The sequence below is a fragment of the Paenibacillus sp. MMS18-CY102 genome, from assembly GCF_009789195.1.
GTDB lineage: Bacteria > Bacillota > Bacilli > Paenibacillales > Paenibacillaceae > Paenibacillus_T.
Genome location: NZ_WSTC01000002.1, coordinates 175409 through 198585, shown reverse-complemented (window position 1 = coordinate 198585; position 23177 = coordinate 175409). Strand labels below are relative to the sequence as shown.

The 23177-nt window shown below is 48.6% G+C and carries 24 protein-coding genes and 1 pseudogene; 8 read left to right on the top strand and 17 right to left on the bottom strand.

From position 1 onward, the window contains the following. The first annotated feature begins 89 nt into the window (after positions 1 to 89). Positions 90 to 791, top strand: a complete 702-nt coding sequence (locus GON22_RS02440; protein ID WP_336604252.1) for an AraC family transcriptional regulator — start codon at positions 90 to 92, stop codon at positions 789 to 791. A gap of 74 nt (positions 792 to 865) precedes the next feature. On the opposite strand, the gene modB is transcribed toward GON22_RS02440, so the two are convergent. Then, positions 866 to 1531, bottom strand: a complete 666-nt coding sequence (modB, locus tag GON22_RS02435; RefSeq protein WP_160394534.1) for a molybdate ABC transporter permease subunit — start codon at positions 1529 to 1531, stop codon at positions 866 to 868. Beyond that, entirely contained in the window at positions 1528 to 2328 is an 801-nt protein-coding gene (gene modA, locus GON22_RS02430; RefSeq protein WP_202113046.1) for a molybdate ABC transporter substrate-binding protein, read from the bottom strand. Before modA ends, modB begins: the two co-directional genes overlap by 4 nt. Positions 2329 to 2416: 88 nt before the next feature. Here modA and GON22_RS02425 point away from each other — a divergent pair, with 88 nt between their 5' ends. Then, entirely contained in the window at positions 2417 to 3403 is a 987-nt protein-coding gene (locus GON22_RS02425) for a substrate-binding domain-containing protein (protein WP_160394533.1), read from the top strand. Between the two features lie 384 nt (positions 3404 to 3787). On the opposite strand, the gene GON22_RS02420 is transcribed toward GON22_RS02425, so the two are convergent. The 10 genes and pseudogenes from GON22_RS02420 to moaA all read right to left on the bottom strand — a co-directional run bounded on the left by GON22_RS02420 (position 3788) and on the right by moaA (position 12164). Beyond that, positions 3788 to 4357: a manganese catalase family protein gene (locus GON22_RS02420; RefSeq protein ID WP_006039146.1), complete on the bottom strand. Its 570-nt coding sequence runs from the start codon at positions 4355 to 4357 to the stop codon at positions 3788 to 3790. A 65-nt stretch (positions 4358 to 4422) separates the two neighbouring features. Next, positions 4423 to 4731 carry a spore coat protein CotJB gene (locus GON22_RS02415; RefSeq protein ID WP_160394532.1) on the bottom strand — a complete coding sequence of 103 codons (309 nt, stop codon included), beginning with the start codon at positions 4729 to 4731 and terminating at the stop codon, positions 4423 to 4425. A 5-nt stretch (positions 4732 to 4736) separates the two neighbouring features. Beyond that, positions 4737 to 4967, bottom strand: coding sequence for a spore coat associated protein CotJA (locus GON22_RS02410; RefSeq protein ID WP_336604255.1), 231 nt, complete (start codon positions 4965 to 4967; stop codon positions 4737 to 4739). A gap of 195 nt (positions 4968 to 5162) precedes the next feature. Further along, on the bottom strand, positions 5163 to 6521 hold the full coding sequence (locus tag GON22_RS02405; RefSeq protein WP_160394530.1) for a hemolysin family protein: 1359 nt from the start codon (positions 6519 to 6521) through the stop codon (positions 5163 to 5165). Between the two features lie 36 nt (positions 6522 to 6557). Beyond that, positions 6558 to 7700, bottom strand: a complete 1143-nt coding sequence (yfkAB, locus tag GON22_RS02400; protein WP_160394529.1) for a radical SAM/CxCxxxxC motif protein YfkAB — start codon at positions 7698 to 7700, stop codon at positions 6558 to 6560. A gap of 113 nt (positions 7701 to 7813) precedes the next feature. Beyond that, positions 7814 to 8932 carry an HD-GYP domain-containing protein gene (locus GON22_RS02395; protein ID WP_160394528.1) on the bottom strand — a complete coding sequence of 373 codons (1119 nt, stop codon included), beginning with the start codon at positions 8930 to 8932 and terminating at the stop codon, positions 7814 to 7816. Positions 8933 to 9127: 195 nt separating this feature from the next. Continuing rightward, positions 9128 to 9712, bottom strand: coding sequence for a 5'-nucleotidase C-terminal domain-containing protein (locus GON22_RS26655; protein ID WP_442954345.1), 585 nt, complete (start codon positions 9710 to 9712; stop codon positions 9128 to 9130). 258 nt (positions 9713 to 9970) lie between these two features. Further along, positions 9971 to 10588: pseudogene (locus tag GON22_RS26650) on the bottom strand (metallophosphoesterase); the annotation flags it as partial. 34 nt (positions 10589 to 10622) lie between these two features. Continuing rightward, positions 10623 to 11129: a molybdopterin-dependent oxidoreductase gene (locus tag GON22_RS02385; RefSeq protein ID WP_160394526.1), complete on the bottom strand. Its 507-nt coding sequence runs from the start codon at positions 11127 to 11129 to the stop codon at positions 10623 to 10625. A gap of 33 nt (positions 11130 to 11162) precedes the next feature. Next, on the bottom strand, positions 11163 to 12164 hold the full coding sequence (gene moaA, locus GON22_RS02380; RefSeq protein WP_160394525.1) for a GTP 3',8-cyclase MoaA: 1002 nt from the start codon (positions 12162 to 12164) through the stop codon (positions 11163 to 11165). Positions 12165 to 12286: 122 nt separating this feature from the next. On the opposite strand from moaA, the gene GON22_RS02375 reads away from it, so the two are divergent. The 6 genes from GON22_RS02375 (at position 12287) to GON22_RS02350 (ending at position 17766) form a co-directional block, all read left to right on the top strand. Next, positions 12287 to 12988 (top strand): molybdenum cofactor biosynthesis protein, encoded by a 702-nt coding sequence (locus GON22_RS02375; RefSeq protein ID WP_160394524.1) that lies wholly within the window; start codon positions 12287 to 12289, stop codon positions 12986 to 12988. A gap of 57 nt (positions 12989 to 13045) precedes the next feature. Further along, the gene (locus GON22_RS02370) at positions 13046 to 14107 is read left to right on the top strand and encodes a ThiF family adenylyltransferase (protein WP_160394523.1); all 1062 of its coding nucleotides are present in this window, start codon (positions 13046 to 13048) and stop codon (positions 14105 to 14107) included. A gap of 171 nt (positions 14108 to 14278) precedes the next feature. Further along, positions 14279 to 15358, top strand: coding sequence for an HD-GYP domain-containing protein (locus tag GON22_RS02365; protein ID WP_160394522.1), 1080 nt, complete (start codon positions 14279 to 14281; stop codon positions 15356 to 15358). A gap of 246 nt (positions 15359 to 15604) precedes the next feature. Continuing rightward, positions 15605 to 16033: a type II toxin-antitoxin system HicB family antitoxin gene (locus GON22_RS02360; RefSeq protein WP_160394521.1), complete on the top strand. Its 429-nt coding sequence runs from the start codon at positions 15605 to 15607 to the stop codon at positions 16031 to 16033. Between the two features lie 24 nt (positions 16034 to 16057). Beyond that, positions 16058 to 17026 carry a HipA domain-containing protein gene (locus GON22_RS02355; RefSeq protein WP_160394520.1) on the top strand — a complete coding sequence of 323 codons (969 nt, stop codon included), beginning with the start codon at positions 16058 to 16060 and terminating at the stop codon, positions 17024 to 17026. Further along, positions 17026 to 17766 carry an HIRAN domain-containing protein gene (locus GON22_RS02350; RefSeq protein ID WP_160394519.1) on the top strand — a complete coding sequence of 247 codons (741 nt, stop codon included), beginning with the start codon at positions 17026 to 17028 and terminating at the stop codon, positions 17764 to 17766. Before GON22_RS02355 ends, GON22_RS02350 begins: the two co-directional genes overlap by 1 nt. Positions 17767 to 17856: 90 nt before the next feature. On the opposite strand, the gene sufB is transcribed toward GON22_RS02350, so the two are convergent. The 5 genes from sufB to sufC form a co-directional block, all read right to left on the bottom strand. After that, on the bottom strand, positions 17857 to 19254 hold the full coding sequence (gene sufB / locus GON22_RS02345) for a Fe-S cluster assembly protein SufB (RefSeq protein ID WP_006039079.1): 1398 nt from the start codon (positions 19252 to 19254) through the stop codon (positions 17857 to 17859). A 72-nt stretch (positions 19255 to 19326) separates the two neighbouring features. Continuing rightward, positions 19327 to 19755, bottom strand: coding sequence for a Fe-S cluster assembly sulfur transfer protein SufU (gene sufU, locus GON22_RS02340; protein ID WP_006039078.1), 429 nt, complete (start codon positions 19753 to 19755; stop codon positions 19327 to 19329). Further along, positions 19742 to 20968 carry a cysteine desulfurase gene (locus GON22_RS02335; RefSeq protein ID WP_160394518.1) on the bottom strand — a complete coding sequence of 409 codons (1227 nt, stop codon included), beginning with the start codon at positions 20966 to 20968 and terminating at the stop codon, positions 19742 to 19744. Before GON22_RS02335 ends, sufU begins: the two co-directional genes overlap by 14 nt. Then, positions 20965 to 22272 (bottom strand): Fe-S cluster assembly protein SufD, encoded by a 1308-nt coding sequence (gene sufD, locus GON22_RS02330; protein WP_160394517.1) that lies wholly within the window; start codon positions 22270 to 22272, stop codon positions 20965 to 20967. The genes GON22_RS02335 and sufD overlap by 4 nt, the downstream gene beginning before the upstream one ends. Before the next feature lie 22 nt (positions 22273 to 22294). Then, entirely contained in the window at positions 22295 to 23074 is a 780-nt protein-coding gene (gene sufC, locus GON22_RS02325) for a Fe-S cluster assembly ATPase SufC (protein WP_160394516.1), read from the bottom strand. Positions 23075 to 23177 lie beyond the last annotated feature (103 nt).

Sequence of the window (23177 nt, the reverse complement as noted above, 5' to 3'; positions counted from 1 at the left end):
TGGCTAAAAAGTGACGGAGGCCAAGCGTGGAAGCAGAACTTTTAAATTGTGGATACTCTAGACATTCCTCCCCTTTTTCGAGCAAAAGGGTGCCTAGCCTGCCCTCTTACCTGTTTCGGCTGCAAATCGAGGGACAAGGGCATGCGCTTGTCAATGATGCCTTCATTGATCTCAGCCCAGGCAGCCTGTTATTGTTCCAACCCGGCGAGCCTTACGAACTGCTCCTTGATGGCGCTGAGGCAACAGGATCGGATAGCGCCGATTATTACCTTTATTGTAGCGGAGCTTGGATCGACCTGTGGTGGAAGAAAACAAAACGGCAGCAACATATCCACATTAACCTGGATGACAGAATCATTACGCTTTGGCGCCAAATGGCGTTCGAGACACGCATTATGACACCCGACTCCCACGAGTTGAACAGCTATTTGCTGCAAGCGCTTTGCCTTTGCCTAGACCGTGCAATCGCAGAGACAGATGAGCCTTTCACTATCACACAGATGAAACGTTATATCGAGGAACATGCTTCGGCTCCCTTCAAATTAGAAGACGTCGCCAAGCATGTCGGCCTGAGTGTTTCGCGCGCCGTGCATTTGTTCCGTGAATGGAGCGGCACGACCATCGTTCGCTATGCACTCGATATTCGCCTGTCGATGGCAGTTGAACGCATGAAGCATACTCCGCTTAAGCTAGAGCAGATCGCGCTCGATTGCGGATTCAACAGCTACCCTTATTTTCACCGTGCGTTTAAGGAAAAATACGGGCTGACCCCTAACCTTTATCGTGGGTAGCAACCGCTACAACCTGATAGATAAGAAAAAACCTCACGAACGAGAAGCGTACATCGCCTGCTCAGTTGTGAGGTTTATTTTCGTGCAAATAGAAGCAATAGGAATGAAATAAATACAGTAGTTCCCGTTAATATCCATGCGGTGGTGGAATCGCCCGAATCGACAGCTACGTAAATCGCAGTTGGCACCGTCTGCGTCCGGCCAGGAATGTTGCCTGCAATCATAAGCGTCGCGCCGAACTCCCCTAACGCACGCGCGAATCCAAGAATATAAGCCGTCCGGATCGACCGGGAAGCGAGCGGCAAACTAATGTAGCGCAAAACTTGCCACTCGGACGCTCCACTCGATCGTGCCGAATCCTGCAAGGAACGGTCCACCGAATCAAACCCTGCTTTCATCGTCTGGTAGACAAGCGGAAACGAAACGATCACAGCAGCGATAACTGCAGCCCACCATGAGAAAATGACCGGCGCGTCAAACAGCCATTCGATGAAACGCCCGATCCAGCTTCGCCGCCCAAGCAGCACCAGCAGCAGAAACCCAACGACAGTAGGAGGCAATACGAGCGGCAGCATAAACAATGTCTCAATGATAACTTTGCCCCTCAGCTTGGACTTGGACATCCAATAAGCAATTGCGATGCCTAGCACAATAACGACGATGCTCGCCAATACCGTCACCTGTAAAGATAGCCGAATCGGCGACCATAGGGCGTCCCAATCATAAGGTTTGTTCATCATGGGGACACCGAAAAGCCATACTTAATAAAAATGTTTAACGCCTCTTCCGATGACAAAAACGCGTAAAACGCTTCGGCCGCTTCCTCATGCTTTGTTGAAGAAACGATGCCAACTGGATATAAGATAGGCGAATAACTGGCCGGATCAATTGTAAATGCAATCTCCGCCTTCTTAGAGGCCAGCGCATCGGTCTTATAGACAAATCCCGCATCCGCGTTGCCCGTCTCAACATATTGCAGCACCTGCTTCACGTCCTTTCCTTGCACTAGCTTTGGCTGCAGCCCGTCCCACAGCTTCGAGCCTCTTAGCGCCTCCATCGCATATTTGCCTGCGGGCACGCTTTCGGGGATGCCAATGGCAATGCGTTTCATTGAAGCTTTCTGGAGGTCTTGCAAACTTGTGGCCGAAGCTTTGCCAGACGGCGGCACGACGACAACAAGCTCATTGGTGAGCAAATTGCGTTCCCGGCCGGGCCGAATCAGCTTTTTATCCACGAGAGCCTGCATATTCTTGGATGCGGCCGACAGGAAAACATCCGCTGGAGCGCCTTGTTCAATTTGCTGTTGAAGTGCACCTGACGCACCGAAATTATAGGCGATCGACGTATTCGCATGCGTTTTCTCATATAGAGGCTTCAATTCATTAAGCGCATCCGTAAGGCTTGCTGCAGCTGAAATCGTTAACTCCACTTTTCCATTCATGCCTGCTGCCCTTGATCCGCAAGCTGCCAGGAGCAGCATGGGCATAAGCGTGAGCATTATTAAAAGTGGACGAACGCTTTTTATTATTGCTTTCATTACATGATCCTCCATTAGCCATTCCCTATGATACAATACAAGAAGTTCACGCCAGATCGAACGATCCTTCCCAGGAGGTATGATTGCTATGTCCCACGATGAATCTTATACGGCGGAAGAAATCTCTAAGCTGCTCAAAATATCAAAGTTGACGGTCTATGACCTCATTAAGAAAGGGGATCTCCCCGCCTACCGTGTCGGAAAGCAAATGCGCGTTGATGCTTCCGACTTAGAAGCTTACAAGCAAAAAAGCAAAGGGCAGACCGTAAGCCCCACGCCTGTGCCGCTTGTCCAACCGTTCGCCGAACACAACAATGCCTTCCCTTCCACGCTGCCCTCTGCGGCGATGTTTCAGGCGATGCCTGGCGTGCGGCCGTTTGTCATCACTGGCCAGGATATGAGCCTCGACATCTTGGCTAACCATCTGGAGCAGCAGTTGGAAGGGATGCGGCCGCTTCGCTCTTACGCTGGCAGCCTCGATAGCCTAATTCGGATGTACCGAGGGGAATCCGACATCGTTAGCACCCATCTGCTCGATGGCGACACTGGCGAGTACAATTTGCCATATATTCGCAAGCTGCTCGTTGGGATGCCTTTGATCGTCATTAATCTGCTCTCACGGAACGCCGGGTTCTACGTCGCGAAGGACAACCCACTTCAGCTTCAGGCTTGGCCTGATCTCAGCCGTCCAGGGCTTCGCCTCATAAACCGCGAGCAAGGCTCCGGCGCACGAGTGTTGCTAGATGAGCAGCTTCGGCTGCATGGCATCCAAGCAGATCGCCTCATCGGCTATGACCAGGTGCTCGCCAACCACCTGTCTATCGCAGCCAAAGTCGCTTCCGGCGAAGCAGATGTGGGGATCGGAACTGAAAAAACAGCTAGCATTGTGAGCGGCGTTACGTTCGTTCCACTAATCAAAGAGCGGTACGACCTCGTTGTATTAAATACAGCAGCCAACCGTACCTTAATTGATAGCCTGCTTAGCATCGTTCGATCGGAGCCGTTCAAACAGGAGCTTCGCGCCATGTCGAACTATGATCTGTCGCTTACCGGTCAAATTTTATTCGAATCATAATGGCAGAACAACTTGCAGTCATGCGAATTAAGCAATATTTCGTTATACTTAATTATAATTAGATATAATCATTTATAACTAATATATAATGGTTTGCTTGTTTGTCAACCGTTTAGTGTAAGGTACTATTACATATTCGACGCCGCGTCCGCCAAATAGCGCCTCTTCTTGTGGAAGAGGCGCTTTTATTGCCTGTTATTGTTCGATTATCTTCTCCGGCGAAATATGAAAAAAGCAGCAACCGTTAACACGAGATACATCATCACTACAACACTTCATCTAAGGAACAATCCATCCAAACAGCAATATGAAACTCACTAACAAGGCACAAAAAAAACCAGAAACGCAATGCCATAGGCATGCGTTTCTGATTTTACAATAGCATTAAAACACCTTCTTCGTCTCACGATCCGACTTAATGATCTCCACTGCTTCCTTAAACCGCAGTGCATGAACGATCTCCCGCTCCCGCAGAAACTTCAAGCTATCTTGCAAATCGACGTCATCCGTCATATCGATCAACCACTGGTAGGTCGCGCGAGCCTTCTCCTCGGCCGCAATATCCTCGTACAAATCCGCAAGCGGATCACCTTTGGCCTGGATATAAGAGGCCGTCCATGGCACGCCTGCTGAATTCGTATAAAAGATCGCATGATCCCGCTGCGCATAGTTGGGGCCAAGACCCGCGGCCTCTAGCTGCTCCACGCTAGCATCCTTCGTTAGCTTGTAAACCATTGTGGCGATCATTTCGAGATGCGCAAATTCCTCAGTTCCGATATCCGTCAGCAGCCCGATCACTTTATCCGGGATCGAATACCGTTGATTTAAGTATCGGAGCGCAGCGGCGAGCTCCCCATCGGCTCCGCCGTATTGCTCCAATAGAAACTTAGCCATCATCGGGTCGCATTTGCTCACCCGAACCGGGTACTGCAGCTTTTTATCATAAATCCACATGCCATTGGCCCCCTCTCGAATCGCTAGCTGCTAGCTGATTGATCTGGCCTTGCACATCAAATCCGTTACACCTGCCAAGGCCAAGGCGATTCCGACCATTGCCATGGGAACCGGGAATAGCTATGCCCGAATTGGAGCAACGGCCCGTACTGCATCTCGAACTGGAACGCCACTTGCTGCCGCTGCTGCGCTAACTGATTAAACTGCTGAAGCGCATGCAAATCATTCGGATGCGTATCCAAATACAAGGTTAGCTCAACTAACGCAAAATCCAACTGTTGCAGCTCAAGCAGCTTGTGGTAGTAGTGTTCATCCAGCTTGCGCTCTTGCTGCCCCTGCTGCTCCACCTGTTGTTCTTCTTGCTGATCACTCATCCGGTTCACCTTCCCTTCTTGCTGCATTTTGAGTGATATGGACTGTACAATGCCGGCCATAGCGTGCCAGCCTTAAGCGCCTCGGCTAACGAATATTGAGGCAGGTTCATGGGCTGGTAAGGGATGTATTGGTTAGGAGGAACGACATAGGTTTTGACATAAACCGGCGGACAAGGATCATGCGGACCGATAAAGGGCCTCCACTCGCGATAACCTGCATGGCTGACATGAGGCACATAGTGAGCGGCGGCATTAACGTTTGTCGTATTCAATGGTGTTACCTCCTTATGTGCATAACGGCTCTCTCTCATCGTATGAGGCTTTAACTAGTCCAATGAACTTGATTCTTATTTCCCAGGCAATTAACTCCAAAACAAAAAGCGTCCCACTTGCTTCATCAGCAAGGAGACGCACGCATAATCCAACTATGTTCAGTCTATCTTCTTCCCGGCAAACTCGTCTGGCTTGCTGTTCACCGGCTTCTTCTTATAAATATGAACCCTCAGCACACGAAGCGGCTCACATTCTGCTACCTCAAAACAGAACCCGTCGTAGCTGACCTTCTTCCCTTTCACAGGCCTGCCTTCCAGCTTGGTGAAAAGCCAGCCCCCGATGGAATCGACGTCCTCATCCACAATATCAAGGCCGAACATATCGTTCACTTCTTCGATGAGCATCCGGCCTTCCACTGACGTGATCTCGCCTTTGACGATTACGCTTGGCAGCTCCGTATCGAATTCATCATGAATTTCACCAACGATTTCTTCCAAAATCAACTCGGTCGTCAGCATCCCCGCCGTCCCGCCATATTCATCAACCACGATGGCGAGCTGTGCATGCTTGCGCTGCATCAGCTTCAAAACATCGCTGATTTCCATCGACTCCGGCACACTAAGAATCGGGCGCAGAAACGTCTGGATGTCCTGTTCCTGCTCCGAATCCGAGGTTAGAAGATCCGTAATGTGTACGAAACCAATAATTTGGTCCTTATCCTCAACGCCAACCGGATACCGTGTATGCTTCGTTGCATACACATGTTGAATGATTTCTTCATAGGACTGGTCTGTATAAATACAATCCATATCCGTACGTGGCAGCATAACCTCACGTGCAAGACGGTCTGAAAACTCGAAGATATTATCGAATAGTTTCATCTCATCTTTATCGATGATGCCGCTCTTCGCGCTTTCGTCCATCAGGAGCCGTATTTCCTCCTCGGTATGGGCCGCCTCGCGATCACTTGCCGGTTGAACGCCGAAAAGCTTCAATAATCGGTTCGCAGCCCCGTTAAGCAGCCAAATTGCTGGCAGAAACACACGATGAAACGTAATGAGCGGCAAGGACAGCCAGAGCGATACACTTTCAGACTTTTGAATTGCAAGCGACTTCGGCGCCAATTCCCCCAATACGATATGCAGGAACGTAATCACGACAAATCCGATGCCAACTGACAGTGTAGAGATCAATACATGATCGGTAACGCCGAAGGAATATAGGATCGGTTCGACAATCAACTCAGAGATCGCCGGTTCGCCAACCCAACCGAGCCCAAGTGATGCAAGCGTAATGCCTAGCTGTGTTGCTGACAAATACGCATCTAGTTTTGAATTAACCTTAAGTGCATATCTTGCCCTCATATTGCCTTCGTTTGCAAGCTGCGTGAGGCGCGACTGCCGCACTTTTACAAGAGCAAATTCCGCCGCTACAAAAAACGCATTCAACATAACAAGCAATATAACGATAAGCAAATTCGTAATGATCGATCCCGGCAAAAATTCCGTATGTGTCAAACCGGCATTTCTCCTTTATTGCCGCACGTCTAAGCGTTAATCCATCAATGCTTGGCGGCGGAGGAAATTCTCTCCACGGTAGTACATATCTTTGACAAGCAAGTTAGGCCCACAGCAGCCGGCCGCTGGGCAATGGCAATCAATTGAGCGAGCAAGCTCGCCTTCCAGCCAACGGTCAAATACATCATCCAACCGATCATTGTTCACGTTGCCGAATGCCGGAACATCAGAGAAGTCCGTTACGAATACATCCCCTGTGAACATGTTCACATTGAGCCGATTTCGCCCATCAGGATCATTGCGCACGGTCACATTCGGCTCGGCTGCCAGCCGCGCAAGCAATGCCCGTTCTTCCGCGTTGTCGCTGCAACGGAAAAATGGCAGCGTTCCGAACAGCATCCAGACAGACTTGTCGCGTGCATCTAGCAGCCGCTCAATCGCCGCACGCATTTGTTCCCGTGACAGCATCGGCAGATTGGCAGCGAATGAGCTTGGATACATCGGGTGCACCTCATGCCGCTTGCAGCCCATCTCCATAATAAGCTGATGAATTTCATCGATTTTTTCATGCGTTCGATAATTAATCATCGACTCCGCTGACACAAGTACGCCCGCTTCGCTCAGCCGGCGCGCATTATCAATCATTCGCTCATACAAACGGACCGCTGTATCTCTGGAGACGGAATGGCCCGAACGTGCGAAACCTACCTGATGAAAGTCGTCCGCAGTCGTATAGTTAAATGAAATATGCATCACATCCAGATACGGAGCCATTTGCTCATATCGTTTGTAATCAAGCGTTACATTCGAATTAATCTGGGAACGAATCCCCCGGCTTCTAGCGTAACGGAGCAGCGGTACCATGTAATTGCGCACCGTGTTCTCGGAGAATGAAGGTTCCCCGCCTGTAATGCTTATTGTCTCCAAATGTTCCACTTCATCTAACCGACGCAGCATAAGATCGAGCGGAATTTTGGCCGGTTCTGCTAATACAAGCGTATCGCCTACGGCGCAATGCTCGCATCGCATATTGCACAGATTAGACACAGTCATCTCAACGCTAGTTAGCGTATGGCGTCCGTACCGCTGTAACGATACAATCGGATCCCATGGGTCATACGATGGGGACATTTCCGGACGTATGGGCAGTTGTTCATTTATCGCTAGTGTATGATTCATCTTCAGCACCTATTTTCACTCATATGGATGTAAGCTTTATCTTCCATTGTAATATCCGCCTGCGCTGGACGCAAATAAATCCCGCCCATAGGTCGGCGGGATTAGGTTGGAAATCATAAACCGGATGCACTCGGCACTTCCGTCGGTTCGTCATTTACGCTAACGATCATCGTCGTCAACCGTTTCGACAGGTCAATCTCATACGGAACTTGTACAGGCTCCCCGCCCTCATTCTCAATGACGCGAACGATTGGCCGGTGGGGGCATGCTGCATTAATATCAACGACGATTCCGGTCTCTCCCGTGTTCATCCGAACCGTAAGCCCGATCGGGTAGATGGCTACCTTATCACGGAACTGCTCCACCATCCGCTGTTCGTAAAGTGTGCCAGTCCCTGCATAAAGCAGTTCAATCGCTTGATGCGGAAGCATCGGAGGACGGTACACACGGTTCGTGGTCATCGCATCGTAAGAATCAACGAGCCCGATCCATTTGGCATAATCATGAATATCGTCTCCTTTAATCCCTCTTGGATACCCGCTGCCATCCAAGCGCTCATGGTGCTGAAACGCACAATGGGCCGTGATTAAGGAAATATTAGGCTCATCTTTGAGCATTCTATATCCGATTTCGGTATGCTTCTTCATCATTTCGAATTCTTCAGACGTCAGCTTGCCCTCTTTCTTCAAAATGCTGTCTGGAATCTGCGTCTTGCCGATGTCATGCAAAGCGGCGCCCATTCCCAGAATCGTTAACTCATCTCGCGAGTACCCTTCTGCAATGCCTAACATTGTTGTGTAGACACATACATTTAGCGAATGCTGGTATAGATATTGATCGACCGCTCCCATATTCATAAGCATGATCATCGCATCCTTATGGGCCGTCAGGTCCTCAATTACCATCGACATTACGTTCTGATAGGACTTCGATATATAAGGGTATGTAACGCCTTTTCGGCCATCTGGCCGATCCATCATGATACGGAACGAGCTCCGAATTTCTTTCAATGCTTCCCGCATCGTTTCATCCCGAATAATCTGCGGCAGAACAGCATCCTCAACCCGAGCATCTTGAATGTATACGTATGGAATGCCAGCGTTCATCAAACGTTTAATCATTCGGGCAGTTAACTCAATATTTTCGGCGAGAAGAACAAGCCCTTCTTCTGAATATATTTTTCTCGCCAGCCTCATGCCAGGCCGACACTTCGATATGGGCATTAAGCGCATCCGTATCCCGCCCCGCAACTGTTGTACTCTCTCTATTCGTTCCAGGCTGCGCGTTCACGCGCCCAGCGAGCGAGAATCAATACCTAATTCATCGGTCATATTCGTTCGTAATGTTAATGTAAGGGATTCTAAGCAAAAGAGCAACCTTATTTTCGGGGGTTTCCGACAAAAATCGCCACTCCTCCCCCTCTTTTTTTAAGTTGCTGCTTTCCCTTTGCGTTGGCGCCAGCGATTTTTGGAAGCTGCTTCGATTGCATCTTTGCTTTGAAGCTCATGAGCAAGCACATCCCGAATAAATTCTGGCAAAAAATATTGGATGTCGCTTCCTAGCTTAAGCGACTCATAACCTACTCCGAACGTGAACATGTCTAGCGTGCCGACTTCATATTCGCGCTCCTCAACTAGCAGTTGGTCACCGACATATATGGCTGCAATAGCCCATTCTCCCGCCCTGTCCGGTTCTACCTCGATTGCCATCCCATCTACGGCCAGCGTACCGAGCGTCACTCCTCTAAATCCAAACCCGCGAATCGCCTTCTCGATAAATTCATGTGTCAGCGATTGCTCCAAAGCAGCCTTAATATGTACGCCTTGCAATCGCATGCGGCACGGGTTAATAGGCGATGGGCAAATCGCATGCAGCTCGCCTGCCGTAACGTCGCCGACAGCTAGCCCCGCAAGCAATTGGCCTGAATTAACGATCCCAATCTCGGTATCGGTCCATCGCCGAATGCCGGCTGCCAACAAGTTAGGAAGCAGCGATTCTTGATCGTTGCGCACTGGCAATGCCGTTTCCAGCTGCACAATAACCCGATCCAGCTTGCGCTGGGCGGATTCCCGATAACGGTTCAGAATGCCTACCGCTGCCTCATGCTCTTCGAACGCAGCCACAGGAACACATGAGGCGCGGAATTGGGGGGCGCCCGTCACTGGATCCCTTCCAATTTCGATCCGGCCCATCTGTTCGCCAAACTTCCCTGCTGCACATATCGTCGTGTTGCCAATGACGAGCGGTTCCTCAAGCAAATGATGCGTATGGCCGCCTAATATGAGGTCAACCCCAGGCACTTGCTCTGCCATCATCCGATCGAAAGGAAGCCCAAGATGGGACAGCACAACCACAACATCTACATGCGGCCTGATCTGGGCTGCCTGTTTTGCCGTAGCTTGCAGCGGATCCGTTACATCCCAACCCAATAGCGTATAAAAATCAGAAAATTGCGCTGTAACACCAATTATCCCGATTCGCAATTGCCCTTTGCGTATTATTGTTGACGGCAACATCCATGCTGGCTGCTCTTGATCGGCTGTTCGCCGCATATTCGCGACGACAACTGCAAAGCCAGCGCAGTACTGATAAGCTGCTTCTAAAGTGTCCGCCTCATAGGTCAGTCCTTCATTGTTGCCAAGGGTGATCACCTCATAGCCGGCTGCCCGAAGCAGCTCGACGTTCACCATCCCATCGCTGCCTTCCGTCTCCGCGCGCATCCGATCCATGTGATCGCCGATATCGACGACAAGTACGCGATCGCTGCCAAACATCCTTCGTTCCTCTGCGATGAACGTAGCCATTCGTGCGGCGTTCTCCAGACGGCTGTGGATGTCGTTGCTGTGCAGCAGCACTGCTTCAATCGGCCATTCGCGCGTCTCGTGCATCCTAGCCCCCTTGCTGATCGAACCGCCTTGTCACTTAAGTCGTCGATCGTTTCTTAATGGTCATATCATCGAGCGTGAACTGCTGCTTGAAGCCATACGTCGCTTCCTCCGAGAGCTCCTCCTGCGTTGACACCACGATACGAACAATGTTTTTTACATTCAAGCATTTGCTTGAGCCGTTCGGCACGAATAATCGAATTGGTCCACCCTTAGCGAGCGGTGTCCCATCTTGCTCGGCGAACAGCACAGCTGCACCCTTCAATTGATCCCATGGAATTGAAGCCTCGAATTGGTCTGCAGCATACAGCTTTAGCTGCTTAGGAGGCGATAACGTGCAATGGCTCGTATAGGCGAGCAGGTTAAGCCATTCCTCATACCAGATTGCCCAATCGAATGCTTTTCCTGCCGCTTCCGGCACACGTTCTCCAATTGGGAACGATTCCCCAGCCAATTCTGCCATCGCATCAGCTGTCCAGCTCTCAATGCCAAACTCATCATGTTCAATCTCGATGCGGGTTTCTCTTCCTTCATTGTACGACATTCGATTGCTCCCTTCCATTATAGGATGCTTAATCTAACCGCCAATCTGTGACATTCTACGGTCGGTCGGCATATGGGATTGGGCATTATCGAACAGCTTCGCGCCCATTTCATGATTTTCGGGCTTAATATCCATCGCTTTGCGGAACAATGCCTCCATCGCTTCAGCGCTTCCAAGCGCCGGACGGACATTCAGCTCATCAACCCAATACAAGCAAGGCTTCAAATACCCATCCGCTGTCAATCGCAGCCGGTTGCACCGTTTGCAGAACTCATCACTTACCGGATGGATAAGGCCAAATGAGCCCTTGCCGCCGATCATCTCGTAATCTTGGGAAGGGCCATTGCCCAGTACATCGTCACGAACCCCATAAGCGAGCGACTGCTCATCAGCAATTTCCAATACGCGCGATAAAGGCAAGTACTGCTTTTTCCAATTTTCATCTGCATGCCCTATCGGCATATATTCAATAAAACGAACATGCAGCGGCTGCTCGTAAGCCATGCGCAGAAACGCGCCAATCTCGTCCTCATTCACGCCGCGAAGCAATACGCAGTTCAGCTTAATCGGGTCAAAGCCAACGCGTCCCGCTGCTTCGATCCCCTCCATCACACGCTTTAGCTCGCCCCGGCGGGCAATAAACTTAAATCTCGTCGAATCCAGCGTATCCAAGCTTATATTTACCCGGTTCAAGCCTGCATCCCGTAACGCTTCCGCTTGCTGGGCAAGCAGCAAGCCGTTCGTCGTTAACGCAATGTCCGATATGCCCGGAATGCGCGAGAGCCTTCTAATAAGCCCATCAAGCCCAGGGCGTACGAGCGGCTCGCCTCCTGTAATGCGCAATTTGGTTATGCCCATGCTTGCGGCGGACTCCACCAGCTCTACAATATGATCATAGCTCAGCAGGTTGGAGGCATCCGTAAATTGAACGCCTTCCTCTGGCATACAGTATATGCAGCGCAAATTGCATCGGTCGGTAACGGATATGCGCAAGTAGTTGTGCACCCTTCCGAATCGGTCTGTTAATGTACGCATCTCCGCTAACCTCCAGCTCTAGTCGAATCGTAATCAATCTATATGTATTAGCATAACATTTTTCGATGGATTGTGATATGCTATAACCACTATTATTCCATAGGTATGAGAGGTTTTCTTCCATGACTAATCAATGGTCCATCCAATTATTTGCCGGCCTTCCAGAAAGGCTTGGTTTACTAACAATAGAGCTTACGTTAGAGAGTAACACAATGACTGCCCAACAATTGAAAACAATCATTGCCGAGCAGCATCCTGACCATGCGAGCCTCATCCAGCTTTGCTTCGTTGCACGCAATCATGCGTATGCGGCCGACGACACACCGCTGCAAGCTTCGGACGAGCTTGCTTTGCTTCCCCCAGTATCGGGCGGCGAGACGCCCTCGCGCTATCAGCTGACTGGCCAAACGATAGCTGTAGAAGATATTACCCGTTTAGTCATTGTCCCTAACAATGGAGCAACACTTTCTTTCGTTGGCACGACGCGTGAATGGACACAAGGGCAACGCACCGTAAGGCTCGAGTACGATTGCTATGCACCAATGGCGCTTCGGACAATGGAACAAATCGGGCAAGAAATCGAAGAGCGCTGGCCTGGGACGTTATGTGCAATTGCCCATCGGACTGGCGTGGTCGAAATTGCTGAAATAAGCGTCGTCATTGCTGTCTCTGCCCCTCATCGTGATGCCTGCTACGAAGCAAGCCGATACGCCATTGAACGTTTAAAACAGATCGTGCCAATATGGAAAAAAGAAATTTGGGAGGACGGTTCGGAGTGGAAAGGGCATCAGCTTGGCCCCTGGAACCCGACTGCATCCTTGTAAACTGCCTTTATAGGATTAAGCATGAATGATCGTATGGAAAGGAGACTTCACTCACCTATGAACGATATGACCTCTTCGGAGCAACACTCCCCCTCCATGCGTTATGCACGCCAGATGCGATTCGCTCCTATCGGTACACAAGGGCAGCAAGCGATCAGCTCCCGTTCTGCCGTAATTGTCGGCATGGGCGCATTGGGCAGCATCATTGCCCAACATCTCGTTCGTGCCGGCATTGGACGCCTGCGAATCATCGACCGCGATATTGTAGAGTGGAGCAACTTGCAGCGGCAAATGCTCTACATGGAGGAAGACGCTGCCCAAATGCTGCCTAAAGCAGAAGCGGCAGCCATTCGGCTTCATGCGGCGAATTCCTTGCCCATCATTGAGCCGATTGTGGCCGATCTGGTCCCGCATCTTGCAGAAGAACTGCTCACAGGGAATGATCTCATTATCGATGGCACCGACAATTTCTCCACACGATACCTATTGAATGAAGTCAGTGTGAAACATCATATCCCTTGGATCTACGGCGGTGCTGTCGGCGGATCTGGCATGACAATGACGATCCTTCCAGGCGAAACGCCTTGCTTCCGTTGCCTCTTTCCTACTCCTCCAACAGGGGGCACAACCGATACATGCGAAACGACTGGCGTCATCTCACCAATCATCGATATTATTGGATCCCTCCAGGCTGCTGAAGCATTAAAATGGTTATCCGGCAACCGCCAAGCGATGAACCCCTCGCTGCTCCAAGCAGATGTATGGAACAACCGTTGGCTGCAGGTTCGGATGGACCAGTCCAAACGTACGGATTGTCCTGCCTGCGCCCACCATGCGTATGAATGGATCGGTGAGCAACATGATTACGCTGCTGCTGCCTTATGCGGCCGCAACACCGTGCAAATTACACCCGATAAACCGATGCAGCTAACGCTTGAATCGTTAGCCCGGCGTCTTGCCCCAGCTGGCCAAGTGACCGTGAATCGCTTCTTGCTTCGCATTCAGTTAGCGCAAAGCGAGCTATCGCTTGTCGTCTTCCCTGACGGACGTGCGCTCGTGCAAGGGACCGATCAAATCATTGAAGCCAAACGTATATATACTCAATTACTAGGCCAATAGTTCAATCGGCATTTTTTCAACGTGACGTTGTGGCCAATTTTCCAGTAAATACGATTATTTTCAACATTTTTTCACTAAATTCAATAATAATAAGTTGTCTCATATTGCCATCCACTACAACAATTGATACGATAGTACTAGCAGTTTATTTCTTGTGCAGAGGTGTCAATAATGCGGGTACACGTTACCGATTTGAAGGACGGGGATCGGCTTAATGCCGATGCATTCAACGACTTCGGCCTCCACGTTCTGTCGAAGGGAACGACTCTTCAAAGCAAAGAAATCTCAATGTTGTTCCAGCATCAAATTGATTATGTAGAAATCGATCTTCGCGCCGATGCGGAAATGGCAAAACCGTCCGAACTAACCAACACGAATCGCACACTAGAATCAGGGATGAGCCCCAAGTGGATGCCTACCGTACAGCCAATTTATGAAGATACTATAAAAGGTTGTAAATCCCTCTTTGAGACGGCATTCAAACAAGGCACCATTAATGAAGCAGCTGTTCAAGAAACGTTCCAGCCACTCGTCGATAACTTCCGGATGGAACGAGATGTAGTGTCTATGCTCCTCCTATTAAACACGAAGGATGACTACACGTATCAGCATTCCGTGCAAGTTGGGATGCTTTCCTTCTATCTGGGATCATGGATGGGTTACAGCGAAGAGGAAGCCATTGAAATCGGACAAGCCGGCTTCTTGCATGACATTGGCAAATGCCGAATTAATGATGACATCCTGAACAAGCCTGGCCGGTTATCCGAGGAAGAATTCGCAGAGATTAAGCGCCACCCGAGCTATGGCTTCGAGATCATTCAGAAATCGATGGAAAACGAGGTTGCAGCGCTTGTCGCCGCACAGCATCACGAACGTATGGATGGTACAGGATACCCACTGGGGCTTAAAGGCGACCAGATCCATCCTGTCTCCAAAATTGTTGCAGTTGTAGACGTCTACAGCGCAATGATTTCCATGCGCGTGTATCGCGAAAGACGGGATCTGCTCCACGTACTGCGTGAATTATATCGCATGAGCTTTTCCGAGCTCGACGCAGAGACGACCCAAACGTTTATCAAACATATGATCCCGAACTTTATCGGCAAACAAGCGTTGCTGAGCGACGGCCAGACCGGTGTCATCGTCATGACGCATCCAAGCGAATTTTTCCGTCCCCTTATTCAAATTCAAGACCGCTTCATCGATCTCACGATCGAGCGTAAGCTGGATGTGCAAGAGATTTTTCTTTAAAGCATGAAACACATAATAAATACAAAACTAGCCTTGCACCTCCTGGTGTGAGGCTAGTTTTGATGATATTTGAACAACTAAAAATTATTCCTTATCACGCCTTTTTACACGCGTAATAATGCGCCCCAATGTTGACGCGCATTATTACGCGTGTTATATTAAATGAACACGATTTTTAATTGGATTAATTTTATTCCCTACGATCATTTTAAAACAAACCTAACAGACTAGGAGGTACATATTTAAGTGCAAACCACGTATATATATCCAGTCCTAGTCGAAAGAACTCCCCTTAACACATTTAACATTCACTTTCCTAACTTTCCAGGTATTCTTGTAACCGAAAATGAAATACATCAAGCTTTGAAGAAAGCAAGAGAACACCTAGTTCAACAGGTATTGGAAATAGAAGAAAAAAAATCACTCCCTCCAATACCCGCCACTCCAGATGAATTAACTCTTCAAAATTCAAGCAATCACATTATCTATCTTGATATTTATATGCCACCTTATCGTGACGAAGCAGCACAAAAGTCCGTATCTAAAAACTGTACTATGCCTAAATGGTTACGTGATGCGAGCGAACATGCAGGACTTAATTTCTCGTTGATACTACAAAGCGGCCTAAAAGAAGCACTTGGACTAAATTCAAAACAACAAAAATTCCCCGACTAATTTTGCAATGCTAAAGGAGAATTAATGTACCCACTGATTGATTTATCCACATGGGAGATAGAAGAGGTTCTTAATGCATCTGGGTCAAAAGAAAAAAGATGGTATCGAAAACCACAAGACAATAACTTAGCTTTATTTAAACTTCCAATTTCTTTAACGAGTTCTAGCTCTATTGGTGAAAGTGCAGATGACTTGACTGGTGAAATGTGGTCCGAAAAAATAAGTTCGGAAATTGGAAAAGTAATTGGTATTGATACTCATTTAGTCGACATCGGTTATATCGAAGCAAATGATGAATCTCTAGCATATTATGGAGCAAGGTCCGAGGCAATTTATGATGGAAAAATTTATGGTGCTGTATGTTACTCCTTTCTGACTGAAGGAGAAGATATATTAATTGAAGGCGCCGACATGATCATGGAATTTGACCCTACCTATGCCCGTAAGAAACTTCAAGGTGAGTCTGAGGTATACAGTTATCAATTATTGTCAAGATTATTTGAGAAACATGACATGACAAATAATTTATACGATATGATCGTTTTTGATACTCTAATCGGAAACACAGACCGTCATCAAGATAATTTCGGGATAATTCTAAATCAAAAAAATGGATATATAACTTTCTCTCCACTCTATGATAATTCGTCTTCTTTAGGGCGTGAAATAAGTAATAAAAGTGCGACTCTAATGATGAAAGATTCTCAGATGTTCAATGCATATGTTCATGGAAAAAAATCTGCTTCACTTATCAGATGGGGAACTATTCATAAATTTGAAAAAAGAATTAACACTCTAGATCTATTTCTTAAAATTTATACTTTAGATCCTGTAATCAAGACCCATCTAACAAAGATTACTTTACTAACTGATAAAATTTTATATGATATCATTTTCCGAATTCCACATGAAGTTATGTCTGATCAAAAAAAAGCATTCGTGTTTAAACTAATAAGTTATAGACGTGATTATTTAATAAAGGAGTTTTTATGATGGCAACTCCGAAAAAGCTACTCCTGAACTGGAAAGGCGTATATTCTGGAACAAATCATCTTGTAGCAGTTCTTTGTAAAACTGATGACAAATATACATTCTTTTATAATTTAAGCGGTTTAAATGAAGCAAAAAAAGAAGGATTTTCTCCATTTGTTGGATTGAGTGATGTAGATAGATTATATGAAAGTAACGAATTATTCCCTGCCTTTGAAAGAAGAATTCCCGATAAAGGTAGAGCACAATTTAAAAGAATCTTACTAGAATATGATATCGTGAATTCTGGAGATACTTCTTGGGATTTTTTATTCATTACAGGCGGAAAACTTGCAACAGATTCTTTATCATTTCTCTCACCTATATATTACGATAAGTCTACACGTTTATCTTATGTAGCTTGTGAGGTTGCTGGATGGTCTCACACCTCAAAGTTCAACAGATTACTTAAACTTGAGGATGAGTTAATTCCAAATATCGATTTGAATAATCGACAAGACGTTCATGCTATTGAAATTCTGGATCCTCAGCACAAAGGTACAAAAGTCGGATACATTCCTAGACCATACAATAGCTTTTTTTATTCAATATTATCAAATAACTATTTCACAAACATAAACATTATATCTACTGACAAGGACAATCGACCAAAAATATTTATTATTTCAAGAAATATTCCAGAAGATATGATTTATCAGAATCCTTTATTCGAGTATATGATTCAAGTACAAGACAATAGTTAAAACAAACAGACACTCTACGTAAATTACGCAGAGTGTCTGTTTTACATTTAGAGAAATCACTAATCATATGAGAAAACACTCAAATTTCCCTTAACCGATACTGCCTTCCATTTCGAACTTAATGAGACGGTTCATCTCGACAGCGTACTCCATCGGAAGCTCTTTCGTGAATGGCTCGATGAAGCCCATGACAATCATCTGTGTTGCTTCTGCTTCTGACAAGCCGCGGCTCATCAGGTAGAATAGCTGATCCTCAGACACTTTGGATACTGTCGCTTCATGCTCGAGCGTAATGTTGTCGTTCATGATTTCGTTGTACGGAATCGTGTCCGACGTCGACTCGTTATCGAGGATGAGCGTATCGCACTTGATGTTCGCTTTGGAGCCTTCGGAGTTGCGTCCGAACGATGCAAGGCCGCGGTACGTTACTTTGCCGCCATGCTTGGAGATCGACTTCGACACGATCGTCGACGTCGTATCTGGCGCCAAGTGAATCATTTTTGCGCCAGCATCTTGATGTTGGCCTTTGCCTGCTACTGCGATCGACAATACCATGCCTTTCGCACCGCGGCCTTTGAGCACAACTGCTGGGTATTTCATCGTCAGCTTGGAGCCGATGTTGCCGTCAACCCACTCCATCGTTGCATTCTCTTCTGCAACCGCACGTTTCGTTACGAGGTTGTAGATATTTGGCGCCCAGTTTTGAATCGTCGTGTAACGAACGCGAGCGTTCTTCTTCACGATAATCTCAACAACTGCGCTATGCAGCGAGTTCGTGCTGTATACAGGAGCTGTGCAGCCTTCTACATAGTGAACGAAGCTGTCTTCGTCAGCAATGATCAGCGTACGCTCGAATTGGCCCATGTTCTCCGAGTTGATACGGAAATATGCTTGAAGCGGAATTTCGCACTTCACGCCTTTTGGAACGTAGATGAAGCTGCCGCCGGACCATACCGCACTGTTAAGTGCCGCGAATTTGTTATCCGCTGGCGGAATAACTGTACCGAAGTACTCTTGGAACAGCTCTGGATGCTCACGAAGCGCGGTGTCCGTATCTGTGAAGATAACGCCTTGCTTCTCGAGATCCTCCTGCATGCTGTGGTAAACAACCTCGGACTCGTATTGTGCCGAGACGCCTGCGAGGAACTTCTGCTCCGCTTCAGGAATGCCGAGCTTGTCGAACGTTTCTTTAATTTCTGCCGGTACTTCTTCCCACGTTTTTCCTTGCTTCTCAGAAGGCTTAACATAGTACTGGATATCGTTGAAATCAAGATCGTCCATGTTGCCGCCCCATTGTGGCATCGGCATTTTGTTGAATTGCTCAAGCGATTTGAGTCGGAAATTCAACATGAATTCCGGCTCGCCTTTCATTTCGGAAATCGTACGTACGATCTCTGGCGTCAATCCTTTACCGGATTGGAATACCGCCTTATGCTCGTCGCGAAAACCATACTTATACTCTTCCATTTCCGGCATTTTCTTTGCCATGGCAGTCACGCCTCCTCTTTAATTTGGTCTGTATAGGAATTGCCCGATCCGTAATCGAGCACGCTGGATACCTTATGATTGCTGCTGGTGTTCAATCCCTTTGCGAAGCGCATTCCAAGCGAGTGTCGCACATTTGATTCGAGCCGGGAATTTGTTAACCCCCGACAACGCCTCAATATCCTCCAGCTCCTCGAACTCCACTGGCGCTCCCTTCATAAGCGAAGAGAAACGTTCAGCAAGCTCAAGCGCTTCCTCATAGGTTCTTCCTTTAACCGCTTCGGTCATCATGGATGCCGACGACAAGCTGATCGAACAGCCTTCGCCGCTGAACTTCGCATCCGTAACCTTGCCATCCTCCACCTGAAGCTGAAGCGCGATACGATCGCCGCAGGTTGGATTATTCAAGTTGATCGTTACAGAATCGTTGTCCATCGTACCGCGGTTTCTCGGGTTCTTGTAGTGGTCCATGATGACTCTGCGATACAAATCATCCAATTGCATGGCCGAAAAACTCCTTTGTCCGATGCAGTGAACCGACAAACCGGTCAACATCCGCCTCGGTATTGTACAGATAGAAGCTTGCCCGTGCCGTTGCACTCACATTCAACCAGCGCATAAGCGGCTGGCAGCAATGATGGCCCGCCCGCACTGCAACGCCCTCGGAATCAAGTGCAGTTGCTACGTCATGCGGATGAACATCGTCCAAATTGAACGTTACAAGGCCTACACGGCCTTCCTTCGGTCCATAAATTGTCACGCCATCGATCGCCGACAGCTGTTCGTAGGCATAAGCCGCCAGATGCTTCTCATGCTGATGAATATTTTCAAGGCCGATTTCTTGCAAAAAGTCGATTGCAGCGGCAAGGCCGACCGCACCCGCAATAATCGGAGTGCCGCCTTCGAAACGGGAAGGCGCGTCCTTCCACGTCGATTCGTACAAATCAACGAAGTCGATCATTTCACCGCCGAATTCGATTGGCTCCATCCGGTTAAGAATGGCTTTCTTGCCGTACAATGCGCCTACGCCGGTAGGGCCGCACATCTTATGTGCAGAGAACGCGTAGAAATCACAGTCGAGATCCTGCACATCTACCTTCATGTGCGGCGTACTCTGCGCGCCATCGATGACCATAACGGCACCATTGCGATGTGCGATTTCTGCAATTTGCTTCACCGGATTGATGACGCCGAGCACGTTGGAAGCGTAAGTGACAGCTACGACTTTCGTACGCTCCGTCACCGTAGCCTCAACATCAGCCAACGTAATCGACCCATCCGGCTGAAGCGGAATATATTTCAAAGTTGCGCCGGTTGCTTTCGCCGCTTGCTGCCATGGAATGAGATTGCTGTGATGTTCCATTGGCGTAATGACGATTTCGTCTCCTTCACCGCATACCGAACGGGCATAGCTGCTAGCCACCAGATTAAGCGCCGTCGTCGTGCCGCGAGTGAAGACGATCTCCTCTTCGCTTGCCGCGTTCAGGAATGCAGCAACCTTAGCGCGAGCGCCCTCATATGCATCTGTTGCACGCGAGCCTAATGTATGAACGCCACGGTGTACGTTCGCATTGTCCCATTCGTAGTAGCGTTTCACCGCATCAATGACGGAACGCGGCTTCTGTGAAGTCGCCGCGCTGTCCAAGTATACGAGCGGATGCCCGTTCACTTCTTGATGCAGAATCGGGAACTGCTCCCGAATCGCATTTACATTCATGCTTCCAGCTTCCTTTCGAGCAGACGCTGAAGCTGCTCACGGACCGCATCGATCGGAATTTCCGATACGACTGGTGCCAAGAAACCGTAAATGATGAGCCGTTCCGCGTCCTTCTTGGCAATGCCCCGGGACATGAGATAGTACACCTGCTCCGGGTTTACTTGGCCAACGCTTGCTGCATGGCCTGCAGTTACATCGTCTTCATCGATCAGCAGAATCGGATTGGCGTCGCCGCGCGATTTTGGGCTGAGCATGAGAACTTTCTCTGTTTGCTCGCCGTTCGCTTTCGTCGCGCCTTTCTCGATCTTCGTAATGCCGTTAATAATTGCTGTAGCAGCATCACGCATAACAGCACGCGTAATCATCTGGCTATCAGAGCTACGGCCAAAGTGAACCGCTTGTGTCGTCAAGGACATTTTCTGGTCATTGGAGCCGATGCTAATAACTTTGGAGTCCGAAGACGAACCGTTGCCGTTGAGAACGGACTTCGTGTCAGACAGCGTGTTGCCGTCGTTCAGATCGCCGATTACCCATTCTACGCGCGCATCGCTGTCGAGTGCAGCACGGCGAATCGACAAGTCAACGATGCCGCCGCTCATGTTATGGATAGATGCGAAGTTTACTTGCGCACCAGCTTTTGCCACTACCTCAACGATCGAATGATGGACCGAGGAAGCCGAAGCTGCGCTGCCCGTTGTTACGACGTTATCAACGTACGTCACACGGCTGTGCGATTCCGCAACGATCAGAATGTGCGGCGCGAACGCTGCTTCTGCATCATCATTGAACAATACCGCTTGAAGCGGAACGTCAACTTCTACGTTTTTCGGAACATAAACGAATACCCCGCCATTCCACAGTGCGCCATGCAATGCAGTCAGCTTGTCTTCGTTATTCGGAACTACGCTATGCAGATAAGGCTGCACCAAATCGCTATGCTCACGCGCTGCTGTTTCCAGGTCGGTGAAAATAACGCCTTTCGCTTTCAGTTCTTCGGACAGTTTAGCGTAAACTGCGCCTGAACCGCGTTGTACAATCAAGCCTGCTTCCGCTTGCGCCGTCAGCGCTTGAATGTCCTCCGGAAGTTCCGTTAATTGGCCAACCGGTTGTGCTGCTTTATATTGGCCGAATGCTGACAAATTCCAGCGATCGATTCTTGTTTTCTCCACTTTCGGCAACTCCAGCGTCTCCGCCAGTTCCGCCGCATTGGCGCGATGTGCTGTCAGCCATTCCGGCTCTCCCTTGCTTCGCGACAACGCCTCGGCTGCTTGCCGGCTAACGGGAGTCGATAATTGAATGCTCATGCTCGATTGCCCCCTTCTCCGATTAAGCCTGGCCGACCGTTTCGTCCACGATGCCCAGTTCTTCTTTCACCCAATCATAACCTTCATTCTCCAGACGCTCAGCCAGCTCAGGACCGCCAGATTTAACGATGCGGCCTTGCATCATAACGTGTACGAAATCTGGTTTAATATAGTTCAACAGGCGTTGGTAGTGTGTAATCACGAGGAAGCCGCGATCTTCCGAACGCATTGCGTTCACGCCGTTCGATACGATACGCAGCGCGTCGATATCAAGGCCCGAATCGATTTCATCAAGAATAACGATTTTCGGATCAAGCAGCATCATTTGCAAAATTTCGTTCCGTTTTTTCTCGCCGCCGGAGAAGCCTTCGTTAAGGTAACGGTGTGCAAACTCCGTGTTCATTTCGAGTTCTTTCATTTTGCCTTCCATTTGGCGGATGAACTTGATCAGGCTGATCTCGTTGCCTTCGCCGCGGCGAGCGTTAATCGCGCTGCGCAGGAAGTCGGAGTTCGTTACGCCTGTAATTTCGCTCGGATATTGCATCGCCAGGAACATGCCAGCCAGTGCGCGCTCGTCAACGCCCATCTCAAGTACGTCTTCGCCGTCAAGCAGCGCTGTTCCGCCTGTTACTTCATATTTAGGATGGCCCATCAATGCGGATGCAAGCGTACTTTTACCCGTACCGTTCGGTCCCATGATGGCATGGATTTCGCCACCTTTAATTTCCAAGTTAATACCCTTCAATATTTCCTTACCTTCAACGGATGCTTTCAGACCATCGATGACGAATTGTGTCGACATATGTGCCGCTCCTTCCAAAATATAAATATATCTGCTAGTTGTGGGCGTCCACTCACTAGACGCATATGCTGCCGGAGCAGGCTGATTGATGCTATAGTATCGC